General features: G+C 58.9%; 14 protein-coding genes. 7 read left to right on the forward strand and 7 right to left on the reverse strand.

Annotation, left to right across the window (positions count from 1 at the left end; translation table 11 throughout):
• Positions 1–52 precede the first annotated feature (52 nt).
• From ACZ1HA_RS10560 to bhcA, 5 genes are all read right to left on the reverse strand, one after another.
• Positions 53–1531 carry a serine/threonine-protein kinase gene (locus ACZ1HA_RS10560; protein ID WP_472713827.1) on the reverse strand — a complete coding sequence of 493 codons (1479 nt, stop codon included), beginning with the start codon at positions 1529–1531 and terminating at the stop codon, positions 53–55.
• A 246-nt stretch (positions 1532–1777) separates the two neighbouring features.
• The gene (bhcD, locus tag ACZ1HA_RS10565) at positions 1778–2755 is read right to left on the reverse strand and encodes an iminosuccinate reductase BhcD (protein WP_472713828.1); all 978 of its coding nucleotides are present in this window, start codon (positions 2753–2755) and stop codon (positions 1778–1780) included.
• An 83-nt stretch (positions 2756–2838) separates the two neighbouring features.
• Positions 2839–4002, reverse strand: a complete 1164-nt coding sequence (gene bhcC, locus ACZ1HA_RS10570; protein ID WP_472713829.1) for a 3-hydroxy-D-aspartate aldolase BhcC — start codon at positions 4000–4002, stop codon at positions 2839–2841.
• 12 nt (positions 4003–4014) lie between these two features.
• Positions 4015–4986 (reverse strand): beta-hydroxyaspartate dehydratase BhcB, encoded by a 972-nt coding sequence (gene bhcB / locus ACZ1HA_RS10575; RefSeq protein WP_472713830.1) that lies wholly within the window; start codon positions 4984–4986, stop codon positions 4015–4017.
• A gap of 10 nt (positions 4987–4996) precedes the next feature.
• The gene (bhcA, locus tag ACZ1HA_RS10580; protein ID WP_472713831.1) at positions 4997–6187 is read right to left on the reverse strand and encodes an L-aspartate--glyoxylate aminotransferase BhcA; all 1191 of its coding nucleotides are present in this window, start codon (positions 6185–6187) and stop codon (positions 4997–4999) included.
• 215 nt (positions 6188–6402) lie between these two features.
• On the opposite strand from bhcA, the gene ACZ1HA_RS10585 reads away from it, so the two are divergent.
• The 7 genes from ACZ1HA_RS10585 (at position 6403) to ACZ1HA_RS10615 (ending at position 13284) form a co-directional block, all read left to right on the forward strand.
• Positions 6403–7269 (forward strand): IclR family transcriptional regulator, encoded by an 867-nt coding sequence (locus ACZ1HA_RS10585; protein WP_472713832.1) that lies wholly within the window; start codon positions 6403–6405, stop codon positions 7267–7269.
• 300 nt (positions 7270–7569) lie between these two features.
• The gene (locus ACZ1HA_RS10590) at positions 7570–8664 is read left to right on the forward strand and encodes a TRAP transporter substrate-binding protein (RefSeq protein WP_375230562.1); all 1095 of its coding nucleotides are present in this window, start codon (positions 7570–7572) and stop codon (positions 8662–8664) included.
• A 112-nt stretch (positions 8665–8776) separates the two neighbouring features.
• Positions 8777–9367: a TRAP transporter small permease subunit gene (locus ACZ1HA_RS10595; RefSeq protein ID WP_375230561.1), complete on the forward strand. Its 591-nt coding sequence runs from the start codon at positions 8777–8779 to the stop codon at positions 9365–9367.
• A 30-nt stretch (positions 9368–9397) separates the two neighbouring features.
• Positions 9398–10765, forward strand: a complete 1368-nt coding sequence (locus tag ACZ1HA_RS10600; RefSeq protein ID WP_375230560.1) for a TRAP transporter large permease — start codon at positions 9398–9400, stop codon at positions 10763–10765.
• Positions 10762–12105, forward strand: a complete 1344-nt coding sequence (locus ACZ1HA_RS10605) for an amidase (RefSeq protein ID WP_472713833.1) — start codon at positions 10762–10764, stop codon at positions 12103–12105. Before ACZ1HA_RS10600 ends, ACZ1HA_RS10605 begins: the two co-directional genes overlap by 4 nt.
• A 15-nt stretch (positions 12106–12120) precedes the next feature.
• Positions 12121–12318, forward strand: a complete 198-nt coding sequence (locus tag ACZ1HA_RS10610) for a hypothetical protein (protein WP_375230558.1) — start codon at positions 12121–12123, stop codon at positions 12316–12318.
• A 3-nt stretch (positions 12319–12321) separates the two neighbouring features.
• Positions 12322–13284, forward strand: a complete 963-nt coding sequence (locus ACZ1HA_RS10615; RefSeq protein ID WP_472713834.1) for a 2-hydroxyacid dehydrogenase — start codon at positions 12322–12324, stop codon at positions 13282–13284.
• Between the two features lie 78 nt (positions 13285–13362).
• Here ACZ1HA_RS10615 and ACZ1HA_RS10620 read toward each other — a convergent pair whose 3' ends face one another.
• On the reverse strand, positions 13363–14676 hold the full coding sequence (locus ACZ1HA_RS10620; protein ID WP_472713835.1) for a formate dehydrogenase subunit gamma: 1314 nt from the start codon (positions 14674–14676) through the stop codon (positions 13363–13365).
• Between the two features lie 89 nt (positions 14677–14765).
• A complete protein-coding gene (fdh3B, locus tag ACZ1HA_RS10625; RefSeq protein ID WP_159975708.1) occupies positions 14766–15362 on the reverse strand; it encodes a formate dehydrogenase FDH3 subunit beta in 597 nt (198 codons plus the stop codon).
• Between the last annotated feature and the right edge of the window lie 7 nt (positions 15363–15369).

The raw sequence follows: 15369 nt of genomic DNA on the forward strand, positions 1-15369 counted from the left end.
ATCGGACAGATGCCCTTCCGGTGGTTGATCGGTTCATTTTGATAATCCATGTTCAGCCTCCCAGGCCGCCGCGGTGCACACGCACCGGCTGACTGTCCGACCTGTTCCAGTCTGCTAAGCCCTGTTCGAGCATCCGGATCGGCGCCTGAGCAGCGGACTGGACCGGCTCGAACTGCATTGCGACCTGCGTGTAGAAAAAGAAAGAGCAGAAAACGACCGGTACCGTCGCAAGACGGCGTTTGTTAATCGGCCGCATAGCCGGCACGACGCGCTTGGGCTCGGCGGCCTTTTCCGCCTGTTCTACGCGCATGCGTTGTGCTGCCGCCACAATCCGGGCGTAGGGCGTTTCCCGTACGGGTGTTTCCGGCGCAGGTTCTTCCACGCTGATCTGTTCCTCAGGCCCGGTCACCATGCCGGGGCTTATGTCTTCAGAGACCACTTCGCGCCGCCGCACCACAACGGGCTCGGCAGGTGCCGGGGCTTCGTCGTCTTTTGCAGCCGCACCGCCCTGCCCCTGCTCGATGCCTTCATTGGCAATGCGGACAAGTTGCATGACTGTTTCATCGATCGTGACGTCACTCAGGGCCTGCGCGCGCGCCAGCTCCGCCCTGCGGCTGTGATCAATGGTCAGAGCCCACTCTTCAGCCGACTGGATGCGGTCCGCAGGCACGATGTTCATCGCCCTGTCGATCGCTTTCAGAAATGCGTCGTCATATGCGGGAAACCGGCCCTCCAGGGGCAGGTAGAGGTCCGGCTGATTTGAGGCGAGTGCGGCAAGCCTTGCCTGACTGTTCGGTGGCGCCTCACCTGAGATCAGATGCGACAGGGTCGCAGCCAGCGCATAAAGATCACTGCTTGGCGTCTGCTGGCTGCCGGCGACATAGAATTCCTGTGGCGAATAGCCGTCCTTGACGACCAGAACCTGCGACATCACCCGGCTCTTGCGGCTCGCCTCCTCGCGGGCGGCACCAAAGTCGATGAGCACCGGACGCCCCTTGTCATCAACCAGAATATTATCCGGAGAAATATCCCGGTGCAGCAGATCCTGTGCGTGCACATGTCCGATCGCGTCCAGCAGCGCCAGTGTCATCTCATGCACATCTTCGGGCGGCATCGCGGGACCGTCGTTCTCGATGATCTCGAGAAGGTCTTTGCCATCCACCAGATCCAGGGCCATGTAGGCCGTCTCGTTGTCCTCGAACACCTGATGCACGCCGACAACGCTGGAATGATCAAGCCGCGACAGCGCATGGGCTTCTCGGATGAACAGCTGGACAATTGATTTGAAGTCTTCGGAATAGTTCCGGGTGCGCGCCCGGACTGTTTTGTTGACACGCGCGCAGAATGCTTCGGGGAAACACTCCTTGATCACAACGGTACGGTTCAGGCTGTCGCGCGCGAGATAGGTAATGCCGAAGCCGCCGCTCGACAGGTACCTGATGATCTCATACTGACCGCTCAGCAGCCGGCTGCCGGGTGGCAGGGCTTCGCTGTATGCCTCTTCGGGCAGGTCTGGGTCCTGAGTTGTCATTGCGCCGTTTTCGATCTGTTACCTGTATACCGCCCGGCCATTCTCTGGACCGGAGTGGCAGTTTCAGGTACCAGAGGTAGCATTCACGCTGTGACGAAATCATGGCTGAGCCGTGCAACGCGCGTGCCCAGAGCACTGAATTTATTTATAATTTTACCGTGTTTGGCCGGTGAGGCGCACGAAAAATCCGCCAGGCGTGTTGCCCGGCGGACGCAAAAATACCCGCAAACCATACAGTAAGCCGCCTTATAGCGTGACCCGGGTCGCTTTTCCGGTCTCTTCCGCCACACGGGCGGCGACGGAGGCAACGGCCAGATCCTGCAGACCAACACCGGTGCCGTCGAAGAGCGTGATCTGGTCGTCACCGCTGCGCCCGGGGTGGTCGCCGTTGATGACGGCACCGACCGGTGTGATGTCTGTCTCAGCGATCAGCCCGCTGCCCACAGCATGCTGCGCTTCCCCGATCGTGACGGACTGAGCGATTTCATCCGCAAAGACGGTTGCGCCCACGAGGATCTGCGGGTCCACTTCCTGTTTGCCTTTGGTGTCGGTGCCCATGCAGGCAATATGCGTACCCGGCTTGATCCAGTCGTTCATCATCAGCGGCTCAAAGGCGGAAGTAATTGTGATGATCACATCCGCCTGCGCGCCCAGTTCTTCCTGTGATACGGCCTCAAATTCCAGACCGATCTCTTCGGCAACGGCACCGAGACGCGGCAGCATGTCCGGATGCGGGTTCCAGGCCACCACTTTCTCAAAATCACGCTGCTCTGCTGCTGCCCGCAACTGGAACGTGGACTGATGCCCTGCCCCAACCATGCCAAGCACTTTCGCGTCCCTACGCGCCAGATGCGCAATTGACACCGAGGATGATGCCGCCGTTCTGACTGCGGTCAGGTAGTTGCCGCCAACGAGCGCCTGCAACATGCCCGTATCCGGATCAAACAGGAAGATGGTGGACTGGTGGTTGGTCAGCCCTTTGTCCATATTGCCCGGCCAGTAACCGCCCGATTTAACACCCAGCGTTTTACCCGCCCTGTCAAAACCGGATTTAAAGCCATAGAGCGCATCGGCATATCCGATGGCCTCGCGGATCACCGGGAAATTATACGCATCACCTTTGGCCATGGCACCGAATACGGCCTCTACGGCTGTAAAAGCATCCGCGCTGCTGACAACTTCTGCGCAGATGTCTTCTCCTACGATGAGCAATCCTTCGGACATCGGGTCTTCCTGTCTTTGTATCTGATAAAGATGCGCCCGGGCGGCACCCTGGCGCTGGTCGCTTTTTTGCGGTCCGCGCCGCCTCAGTAGGCTTTGCCGCGCGCTGACACCGGCCAGAGCGTTTCGACCTTGCCGCCCCGCACACCGACGTACCAGTCATGCACGTTGCAGGTCGGATCGCAGTGGCCCGGCACCAGCTTGAGCTTGTCGTTGACCGAGAGCACGGCATCCGGGTCGGCGACCACACCGTGTTCGTCAGAGCATTTCACGTATTCCACGTCATCGCGCCCGAAGATTGTGGGCAGGCCGCTGTCCACGGACTGGGCCTTGAGTCCCGCGTCCACAATGGCCTTGTCCGCTTTGGCATGGCTCATAACGGATGTCAGGATAAACAGGGCGTTTTCCCACTCACCCTGGTCGATCCGGTTGCCATCCTTGTCCAGGATGCGTCCATAATCCGCATCCATGAACGCATAAGACCCGCACTGCAGCTCATTATAAACGTTCGAGTTGGATTCAAAGTAGTAGCTGCCGGTACCACCGCCGCCAACGATGTCACACTCCAGTCCTTCCGACTTCAGCGTATCCACCGCATCCTGCACCATGTCGATGGCGATCTGCGTCTTGCCTTTTCGTTCTTCATAACTGTCGAGGTGCTGCATCGCACCCTGGTACGCCTGAATGCCCGCAAATTTCAGACCCGGCGCGGCATCAATCGCTTTGGCCAGTTCAACGACCTGCGGGGTTGTCGTCACGCCGCAACGGCCCGCGCCACAGTCGATTTCGACCAGGCATTCGATCTCTGTGCCGTGACGCGTGGCTGCCTCTGACAGATCCGCCACATTGTCCAACATGTCCACACAACAGATCGTGCGCGCGCCCAGTTTCGGCATCCGCGCCAGGCGGTCAATTTTTGCAGGCTGCGTGACCTGGTTCGATACCAGCACGTCTTTGATCCCACCGCGGGCAAACACTTCCGCTTCGGACACCTTCTGACAGCAGACACCGACGGAACCGCCCAGTTTTTCTTGCAGAAGGGCAACGTCGACAGACTTGTGCATCTTGCCGTGGACCCGGTGGCGCATGCCGTGCGCTTTTGCGTAGTCGCCCATCTTTTTGATGTTGCGCTCCAGTGCATCCAGGTCGAGCACCAGACAGGGGGTCTGGATCTCGCTTTCGTCCATGCCTACAGACGCCGGAATGTCATAGCCGACTTCATAGTCTTCGAAGTTTACTTGCTTGTTCATCTCACTCTCTCCTCAGCCCTTCATCCAGGGCAGTTTGTTCAGATCCACATTTCCACCTGTGATCACCACGCCCACCCGCTTGCCGCGGAACACGTCCGGGTTGCGCAGGATGGTCGCCATCGGAACCGCACAGCTTGGCTCCATCACAATCTTCATCCGCTCCCAGGTGAGCTTCATGGCGTCGCTGATTTCCTGCTCGGAAGCTGTCAGAACATCGGTCACAAAGCTCGACACGAAATGCCAGGTGTTTTCCTTGAGCGGCACCTTAAGCCCGTCCGCAATCGTGACCGGCGCATCATCGGCAATGATGTGTCCCGCGCGGAAGGATCGTGCGGCATCATCTGCCTGATCAGGCTCGGCTGCGTAGATCTCCATCTGCGGTGCCAGATTGGACAGCGTCAGGCAGGTACCGGAAATCATGCCACCGCCGCCGATCGGCGCGATAACCGCATCCATATTGTCCACCTGGCTCAGCAATTCGAGCGAACAGGTCGCCTGACCGCAGATCACCCGCGGATCGTTATAGGGATGCACGAATTCCGCGCCGGTGCGCTCCTGCACCTCAGCAAAAACGGCTTCGCGGCTGGTGGTCGACGGCTCACATTCGGTAATGATACCGCCATATCCACGCACCGCAGCCTTTTTGGCCTCCGGCGCCGTGCGCGGCATGACCACATGACAGGGAATACCCCGCCGGCCCGCTGCATAGCTCAGCGACAGCGCGTGGTTGCCCGACGAATGCGTCGCAACACCTTTCTGCGCCATTTCATCGCTGAGACCAAACACTGCGTTTGATGCGCCGCGGACCTTGAACGCCCCGGCCTTCTGAAAGTTTTCGCATTTGAAAAACAGTTCAGCTCCAGTCAGCTCGTTGAAATACTCCGATGTCAGAACCGGCGTCTCGTGGATGTAGGGCCTGATCCGGGCATGCGCCTCGTGCACATCGTCAATAGTCAGATCAGGGCCCGTGCGTGCGTCCAGCATGATGTCCCCCTCAGGCTGCTGATTTGATGGAGGCGCCACTCTTGGCGCGGTAGAATTCCTGAGCGGCCGCAACGCCACTGCCCAGCTCAACCGGATAGTCCAGATCCGCCATCGCCATCTCGACCGTGGCCAGTCCGGACAGGACCATCACATCCGTGAGACTGCCCAGGTGTCCGATGCGGAACGCCTTACCGTTCATTTCGCCCAGCCCGATGCCGAAAGACACACCGTACTGACTGAACGCGTGATCTGTCAGCGCATTGCTGTCAAAGCCCTGCGGCACATAAATCGCACTTACCGTATCCGAATACAGCTCCGGGCTGTGTGCTACGATCTTCAGGCCCCAGGCATCAACGGCGCGACGAACGCCTTCTGCGAGCCGGGTGTGGCGGGCATAAACATTGTCGAGGCCTTCCTCGAACAGCATTTTCAGGCTTTCACGCATGCCATAGATCAGCTGCAGCGGCGGTGTATAAGGAAATCCACCCGACGCGTTTGCAGTCATCATGTCCCGGAAATCAAAGAAGGTGCGCGGCAGTTTGGCCTGCTCCATATGATCGAGGGCTTTCTGACTGACACCGAGGATGGCCATACCGGTCGCCAGCATGAACCCCTTCTGCGAGCCGGACACAGCGATGTCCACGCCCCAAGCGTCCATTTCGAAAGGCATGGACGCAAGCGAACTCACGCAGTCAACGAACAGCAGCGCATCGTGGCTGGCCGCATCCATGGCTGACCGGACGGCGGCAATGTCAGACTTCACGCCTGTCGCAGTTTCATTATGGGTGAGCAGAACTGCCTTGATCTCGCCTGCGGTGTCAGCGCTCAGTGCCGCCTCGAATTTGTCCGCGGGCGCGCCTGCCCCCCACGGGCACTCAATGATGCGCACATCCAGACCGTGCCGTTCGCACAGATCGATCCAGCGATGGCTGAACATACCGTAGCGGGCCACAAGCACCGCATCGCCCGGGCTGAGAGTGTTGGAGATCGCAGCTTCCCAGCCACCGGTTCCGCTGGCAGGGAATGTAATGACTTTACCATCTTCCGTGCCAAACACTTTTTTGGTGTCTTCGAGCACCGGCGCAAAGGTCTCAACAAAGTCCGGCGCGCGGTGATCGCGGGTCTGCACCTGCATGGCCAGCCGCAGCCGGTCGGGGATGTTCGTGGGTCCGGGGATAAAGACGGGATTCTGGTCTGACATCGCGGTGTTCTCCTCTGTGACCGTCTGCACAATAAAGGGTAGCGCACCGTTTGCAATTTTCTCGAAAATGTTTTTCAAAAAAAGAGTTAAATATGTTTTACACTGTTTTTAAATGTCTTTTCCTTTTTCAAAAAATATTTTCAAAAATCTATTGAAATTATTTTTCATTCCTGCATCCTTTGGGTCAAACGTGATCCCGGGAGGATCAGACCGCAATGACCGTTCAGAAACGCCCACGCGGCAGGCCAAAGTCGCAGTTCCGCGAAAGCTCAGCTGGCACGCTCCAGTCGCTGGACCGTGCCCTCGGCATTCTTGTAGCGGTATCACGCGCTGAACGTGCAACCCTGACGGATCTTTCTCTTTCGCTCGGCGTGCCGACGGCAACCACTCACCGCATTCTCACGACCCTGCAGAAACATGGGTTTGTTGCTTTTGACGAAGAGCATCAGGACTGGGCCATCGGCATTGAAGCCTACCGGGTGGGTGCCGGGTTCATGAACCGCACCAGCCTGACCGAAGTCAGCAGACCGGTCATGCGGTCCCTGATGGAGCGTACCGGCGAGACATCAAACCTGGCCATTCCCGACGGCGCTGAGGTGGTATTCGTGGGTCAGGTCGAAACACCCAACCCGATCCGTGCTTTCTTTTCGCGGGGCACGCGCACGTCGATGCATGCTTCCGGGACGGGTAAGGCCATTCTGTCTGCCCTGCCCGACGACCGCGCACGAAGTCTGCTGATGGGTGCCGGGCTGACACGGTTTACGGAAAACACCCTGACCACGCCCGCAAGCCTGTTCGAGGATCTTGAGCAGACACGTGCACGCGGCTGGTCGTTTGACCGCGAGGAACGCTATGACGGTATGTCGTGCATTGGCTCCGTCATCTACGACGAACATCGCGAGCCCTGCGCCGGCGTTTCGATTTCCGGGCCCAGCACCCGTTTCGGCCCCCTGCGCGTCCCGGAGCTCGGCAGCATTGTCGCGGAAGCAGCCTCGGAAATCACGCAGCTGATCGGGGGCAGAATGCCCACAGACCAGCCTTCAGACACAGACAGCTCCCGCGGGGAAAAGCGGGCCATTTAAAATACTTAGCAGACAGGAGCAAAAAATCTTCTCCGGGTACCTTGCGGATATTTCAGGGAAATACCTGCGCCTTCTATCAGGGGTTGCGCGTGCACCGGAAATTATGAGCGGGACGACTTGTCGCAGGTCAGCTGCCCGCTAATTCATCGGGTGAAAGATGAAGGAAATCAGCCGGTCAGTCTCGGGAGGAGGCGCAGGACCGGCTTCAGCCGTGCACTCGGCATTTCCGGCTTTCACCCTGCGAACGGCCTCAGGGCCACAGACTGTATGGGGCATCCCGCCCCTTTCTTGGGAGGAAATATGACAGACAAACTCAACCGCAGAAAGTTCCTGCGCGGCTCCGCGGTTGCGGGTGCAGCTGCACTGGCAACACCGGCGATCGCCGACGGACACGGCACAACACTCAAGATGCAGGCGGCCTGGGGCGGCGGTATCTTTCTGGAGAACGCCAAATCCTTTGCGAACCGCGTCAATGAAATGTCCGGCGGCTCGCTGACCATCGAAGTCCTTTCGGTCGACGCTGTCGTGAAAACCAGCCAGATGCAGGACGCGGTGCACCGTGGCGTTCTGGATGCGGCACACTACGTACCTGCGTACTGGTACGGCAAATCCAAAGCGGCCTCGCTCTTTGGCACAGGCCCCTGCTTTGGTTGGTCGAGCCAGGAAGTCCTGGGCTGGGTCCACGCAGGTGGCGGCCAGGAGCTCTTTGACGAACTGATGGACACACTCCGGCTGAACGTGGTTTCGTTCTTCAACTCTCCGATGCCTGCACAGCCTCTGGGATGGTTCCAGGAGCAGATCACAGATGCATCCCAGATGGACGGCCTGAAGTACCGGACCGTTGGTCTGGCTGCAGACGTTCTGCTGGAGATGGGCATGTCGGTTGTTCAGTTGCCCGGCGGTGAAATTCAGCCGGCGATGAAATCGGGTCTGATCGACGCTGCGGAGTTCAACAACCCGACGTCTGACCGTGACTTTGGCATGCAGGACGTGTCCAAACACTACCACCTGGCCTCGTACCACCAGAGCCAGGAATTCTTTGAAGTCACGATCAACAAGGACAAGTTCAACGCGCTGTCCGATGATCACAAAGCGATCATCAAAAACGCGTCCATGGCTGAAAACTCCGGCTTCTACTGGGGCAACACCAAGCGGTATTCCGACGACCTGTTGAAACTGCAGGAAGCGGATGGCGTGAACGTGTACCGGACACCGGATTCAGTGATGGAAGCCCAGCTGAAGGCATGGGACGTGGTCACAGAACGCATCGCAAACGATGATCCGTTCTTTGCCAAGGTGATGGAATCGCAGAAGGCCTACGCCAAAAATGTGATGAACTACCTGAACCTGAACCAGCCGGACTACAAACTGGCGTACAACCATTACTTCGGTTAAGCCGTTCAATTCCAAACAATTTCCGGGCGCCCGACACATCCGGGCGCCCGGCATCTGAACACAGGGCACCCGCGCCGGTGCCCGGCCATACGTCGCAGGGGGAGCCGACCTGATGAAATTCGTTCACGCCATTGAAGGGCTGAGCCTGTGGGTGGGACGCGCCTTTGGCTGGTGCATCCTGATCCTGACACTCTCGGTATCTTACGAGGTATTTGTCCGCTACGTGCTGAACGCACCCACCGTCTGGGCATTCGACATGATGATCCAAATGTACGGGGCCCTGTTTCTGATGTGTGGCGCCTATGCGCTGGCCCAGGATACGCATGTGCGCGCAGACGTCGTGTATCGCCTGCTGCCGGTCCGGGTGCAGGCTGGCCTCGATTTCCTGCTCTACTTCCTGTTCTTTTTCCCCGGGATCATCGCACTTGTGTGGTTCGGGTACGAAATTGCATCCGACAGCTGGCGCTACAAGGAAGTCAGCTTCAACAGCCCTGCCAGCATCCAGATTTACTTCTTCAAGTCGCTCATTCCGGTCGCTGGTGGTCTGCTCATGATCCAGGGTCTGGCGGAGCTTGTCCGCTGTGTCATGACCCTTCGCACCGGCGTGTGGCCCGAGCGCCTCGCGGATGTGAAAGAGACCGAAGACCTGCTCTCGGAGGCTGATCTGAACGAGATCGCCGCCATTCACCCGGCTGAAAAATAACCACGCTGACGCGCACAGAAAGACATCAAGATGACAAATCCCGAAGTTGCCCTCCTCATGCTGGGCCTGTTTATCGTGCTGGTCCTGCTGGGTTTTCCGATCGCTTTCACGCTGCTCGCGATGGGTGTTGCCTTTGGCTACTACGCCTATCACCAGGGTGGTCCGATTGAGAGCTTCAGCGACATCTTCAACAACAATATTTTCTATCTGCTGAACCAGAACACCTATTCTGTGATGGAAAACCCGACGCTGGTGGCAATCCCGCTTTTTCTCTTTATGGGATACGTGGTTGAACGTGCCAACATCGTCGACAAACTGTTCTTCTCGCTCTACCAAGCAGCGCGCAACCTTCCCGGCAGCCTCGCCATTGCGGCACTGCTGACCTGTGCGGTCTTCTCGACAGCATCGGGCATTGTGGGTGCGGTTGTGACACTGATGGGCCTTCTTGCTTTCCCGGCTATGGCGAACGCAAATTACAACAAGAGCTTTGCATCCGGCGTCATCTGCGCGGGCGGCACTTTGGGCATCCTGATCCCGCCGTCGATCATGCTGATTGTCTATTCGGCGATTGCGGATCTTTCGCCGCTGCGTCTCTATGCTGCTGCGGTATTCCCCGGTCTGCTGCTCGCAAGCCTCTACATCGTCTACGTGATTGTGCGTGTCTGGTTTAACCCTGCCCTCGCGCCAAAACCCCAGGATGACGACGTACCGCCCCCGCGGCAGATTTACATGAACCTGCTGGTCAGTTTCGTCCCCCTGACCGTGCTGATCGCACTTGTGCTCGGGTCCATCCTGGGCGGGCTTGCAACGCCTGCCGAAGCCGCCGCAATGGGCGCATTGGGCGGGATGATCCTCGCGGTGCTTTACCGCTCTATGACATGGACGAAACTGAAAGAAAGTGTCTTTCTGACCGCCAAGGCGACCGCGATGGTGTGCTGGCTCTTCGTTGGCTCCTGGACATTCGCGTCCGTCTTTTCGTACCTCGGCGGCCACGATATTATCGCTGACTGGGTTGGCGGTATGGATCTGGAACCCTGGCAGTTCCTCGTGCTCGCACAGCTGATCATCTTCCTGCTGGGCTGGCCGCTGGAATGGTCCGAGATCCTGATCATCTTTGTGCCGATCTTCCTGCCGCTGCTCGAAGTGTTCGGTGTGAACCCCTATTTCTTTGCCATGCTTGTGGCGTTGAACCTGCAAACCTCGTTTCTGACGCCCCCCATGGCCATGTCTGCCTATTACCTGAAGGGCGTGCTGAAGAAACAGATCGAACTGATGGATATCTTCCGGGGCATCATGCCGTATCTCGGCATCGTGATCCTGACCATGGTGCTGATGTATCAGTTCCCCGGCATCGCATTGTGGTTCCCTGACTATCTCTTTGGTGAATACATCCCGTGAAGATCAAACCACACAGCCTGAGCGCGCAGGAGGCGGCATCCTTTATCGCCTCCGGCCAGCTGAAGTCCGTCCAGCTGGTGCGCTCCTGTCTTGACCGTATCGAAGAGACCGACGGCCGCATCGGTGCCTGGGCACATCTGGACGCCGATGCTGCACTCGAACAGGCCGCAGAATGCGACCGCATCCGGGAACGCGGTCTGGCGACAGGTCCGCTGCACGGCATTCCGGTCGGTCTGAAAGACATAATCGACACAAGTGACATGCCGACAGAACGCGGCACCCCGATCTTTGCCGGGCGTCAGCCGGATGCGGATGCCCGGGTGGTGGAAATGCTGCGTGAGGCCGGTGCGGTGATCATGGGCAAGACGGTGACCACCGAACTGGCCTTTGTGCATGCCAATGAAACGCGCAATCCGCATAACCCGGACCATTCGCCCGGTGGCTCATCAAGCGGGTCGGCGGCGGCTGTCGCGGCCGGACAGATACCACTTGCGATCGGGACGCAGACCAATGGCTCCGTCATCCGTCCTGCTTCTTTCTGCGGTACGTTTGGCTTCAAACCGACGCGCGGGATGATCCCCCGCTCCGGCGTGCTCCAGACATCCGTGTCGCTGGACCAGCTGGGCACCTTCGGGCGCACACTGGGCGATGTCGCCATGCTGGCGGATGCCATCAGCGGGTACGATCAGCGCGATCCGGAAAGCTTTGCCCGTGCCCGGCCCGATATGACCTCAGGCGCCGCTACAGAAGCGCCGGTAGAACCCAACTTCGCCTGGCTCAACCTGCCCTTCAATGACCGTCTGACCGAAGCTGCGGCAGAGGGTCTCGAGGGCGTGATGGACATGCTGGGCGACGGCCGCATTGAAAAAATGGACGCAGCAGACCAGCTGGGTGAGCTGGTCGCGGTACAGGCTCGGATTCACGAATACGAGATATGCCAGCACCTCAAAGGAACCTTTGACGCCCACTGGGACGCGCTCAGCGACACGCTGAAGCCCGTTCTGGAACGTGGACGCGCAATCGGCCGCGCGGAATACGAAGACGCGCTGGCTGTCAAAGCCTCGGCGGCCAGGTTCTTTGATGACTTCTTTGTGGATTACGACGCGATTATCGCGCCGTCAGCCGCTGGAGAAGCACCACTCTTTGGCAACGGGACGGGTGACCCGATATTCTGTACGCTGTGGACCCTGGCAGGGCTGCCCTCCGTCACGCTGCCCCTGCTGGTGGGTGAAACAGGCCTGCCGGTCGGTGTGCAGCTCATCGGCGCCGTGGAAAAAGACGACCGGCTGTTGCGCACCGCGCACTGGCTGCAGAAACACATCGCGGCTCAGGCCGCCTGATCGGAAGGACAAGACATGTCTTATGGTATCAAACTGGTGATGGGCCTGATCGGCACCGCCCTGCTCTGCATCTTCGTCGGCGGTCTGTCGCACAGTATCTCAACCGGGTTCGCCGGCTTCTGGGGTGGCTTTCCGTTTATGGTGATTGCCATCATCGTCTGCGGCATGGCGCTCTATGACTACTGGGACGAATGCGTCCGCAAAAAGAAATAAACCATGAGCGACCGGCCCCGTCTCTGGATCACTCGTAAGCTCTCGGATGCCACCATCGAACGCGCGATGCGTGACTATGATACCGTCGTAAATATGGAGGATACGCCCGGTACTGCAGATGATCTGATCCAGGCCAGCGCGGAATTCGATGCCATTATCCCCTGCCATTCGGAACACTTCAGCGCTGATGTGGCGGCACGGCTTGACCCGCGGTTGAAAATCATCGCCAATCATTCCGTGGGTGTCGATCACTGTGATCTGCCTGCCCTGCACGCGCGCGGCATTGCCGTGACCAACACACCCGATGTTCTGTCAGACGCCACAGCGGAGCTTGCGATGCTGCTGATGCTGGGGGCCGCCAGACATGCGGTCGCCGGTGACCGCATCGTACGCACCGGCGCATGGGATTTCTGGTCGCCGTCGTTCATGGTTGGCAAACAGCTCACCGGTGCCCGGCTGGGTATTGTCGGTATGGGACGGGTCGGCCAGGCCTTTGCCGCCAAGGCGCGCGGATTTGACATGGATATCCATTACTACAACAGGTCTGAGCTCCCGGACGCACGCGCGCAGGGCGCCACCTATCATGCGACGGTCGAGAGCCTTCTGGGCGTGTCTGACTTTCTGTCTCTGCATTGCCCTGCCACCCCGGAGACAACCGGGCTGATGAATGCAGAGCGCTTTGCGCTGTTGCCCGAGGGCGCTGTGATAGTGAATGCAGCCCGCGGTGCGCTTGTGGATGAAACAGCGCTGATGGCAGCCCTCGACAGTGGGCGGCTTGCTGCCGCAGGTCTGGACTGTTTCCAGACGGAACCCGGGGGCAATCCCGCTTTCGCGTCCTATGACAACATCTTCATGCTGCCCCATATCGGCAGTGCGACGACGGCCACACGGGATGCCATGGGTTTCCGGGCTCTGGACAATCTGGACGCGTTTTTTGCAGGCAGGACGCCCGGCGACCTGCTCTGAACGACAGGTGACATTCAATAGATGACAATCAAAAAAGGCGCCCCGCGGGCACCTTTTTTCGGTCGGGTGCTCCGGTCTTTACGAACCGTCCAGGCGGACCGCATTACCGGTACCCTGCTCTTGAGCGGAGAACCCCATTTCGTCGAGAGCAAAATCTGCGCCGACCGCGATCACGGCCAAAGCGACAAAGGCCAGAAGCATCGTCTTCATGATGAACCTCCTGAGCCTGCCTGCACTGGCTTCCACTTCGTCGACCCACAGACTGTGGTGTTCGCGCGCCCACTGGAGTTCGACCTCGCCGGAACCCATTGCGTCATAGGCGCCTTCCATACCGACCGAGCCAATGTAGATATGCGCCAGAATGATGCCCATCAGAACAAAACTGACGATGGCGTGCCACAGCTGCGCAAACTGCATTTCTTCGTGCGGTGCAAGATCGGTCCGCAGTTCCGCAAAACCCAGCATCTGAGGAAGCCCCAGTGCGTTCAGCTTTTCGAAGGTTGCGGCGAACATCGGCAGCTCAAACGGGAACAGCAGCGACAGCCCGGATGCGGAAATGGACCCGCCCAGCAGGATCACCGACCAGAAGATTATCTTCTGACCCGCATTGAATTTTTTGGCCGGAGGGTGACCACCACCAAGAATGCCACCGCCTTTCATCAGCCAGTTGATATCCGTGCGGTCGGGCAGATTGTGCACGACCCACAGCACGAAAACGAACACCAGTGCGATCATGAAGGCCCAGGACACGTTGTTGTGCACCCATTTGCTGGCAACCGCGATGGTTGAGAATGCCTCGTGTCCGAACGCCGGTATGAGGAATTTCCGCCCGGCCAGCGACACAAGCCCAGTTATTCCTAGCAGAATAAAGGAGCCGGCGAGCAACCAGTGCGAAAACCGTTCAAACGCCTTAAACCGTGTGATCGTGCGCCCTGTCTTCTCTCCATCGATCCGGATGCGGCCGCGCAGCAGAAAGAACAGCGCCAGAAGCACCAGCGTCACACCAAGAAACCCGGTGCCCCAAGTCAGAAGCGGTCCCTGCCGGAACGTCAGCCAGCGCATACCTCCGTCCTGGATCAGAACGCCTGCGGCCGGCCCCCGCACCTGTGTCGTGATATCTGCTGCGTCAAAGCGCAGCGCGCGCCACAGATCAGGGTCAGACGCGCCGCCTCGTGTTCCAAGAAGCGCGGACGGGTCAGCGCCCGAAGCACCGCCTGTGTTTTCACTGCGGAAACTGTTGTCGACCTTCAGGCCCTGCTGACGGGCCATGATGTCTTCGAGTGTCTGCGCACCGCCGGTTGCGGATCTGTCAGGCGCGGGTGCCGCTTCCTGGGCAACAGCGCTGAAACTCACGATGAAGGAGAATAAGAGAGCGACGAAGAGACGAAGCATGCGAACATCCCATGTATGTAATAACGGGGCGACGCTCCTGCGCCGCCCCTGATCAGGTACTACTGATAGTAGTGCAACGGCTGAATAAGTCAGCCGCCTTTCTGGTCGTAGGCTGTGCCCCAGCCCCAGGCGCCTGAGCCGAAGCCGCGGGCGACGACGCGCTCGCGGTAGATGCTCGACACCACATCGCCGTCCCCTGCGAGCAGGGCCTTGGTCGCACACATTTCCGCACAGATCGGCAGTTTGCCTTCTGCAATACGGTTGCGGCCATATTTGGCGAATTCAGCTGTGGAGTTGTTCTCCTCAGGACCACCGGCACAGAAGGTACATTTGTCCATCTTGCCCCGGCTGCCGAAGTTACCCGCCTGCGGGAACTGCGGTGCACCGAAGGGGCATGCATAAAAGCAGTACCCGCAGCCGATGCAGAGGTCCTTGGAGTGCAGAACCACACCCTCTTCGTTCTGATAGAAACAGTCTACCGGACACACCGCCATACAGGGCGCGTCCGAGCAGTGCATACAGGCAACTGAGATCGACCTTTCACCCGGCTTGCCGTCATTGATGGTGACGACCTTCCGGCGGTTGATACCCCATGGCACCTCATGCTCGTTCTTACAGGCTGTGACACAGGCGTTGCATTCAATGCAGCGTTCAGCGTCGACGAGAAATTTTGCTCTTGCGGCCATTTTTCAT

It is taken from the genome of Roseobacter sp. S87 (genome assembly GCF_055693285.1).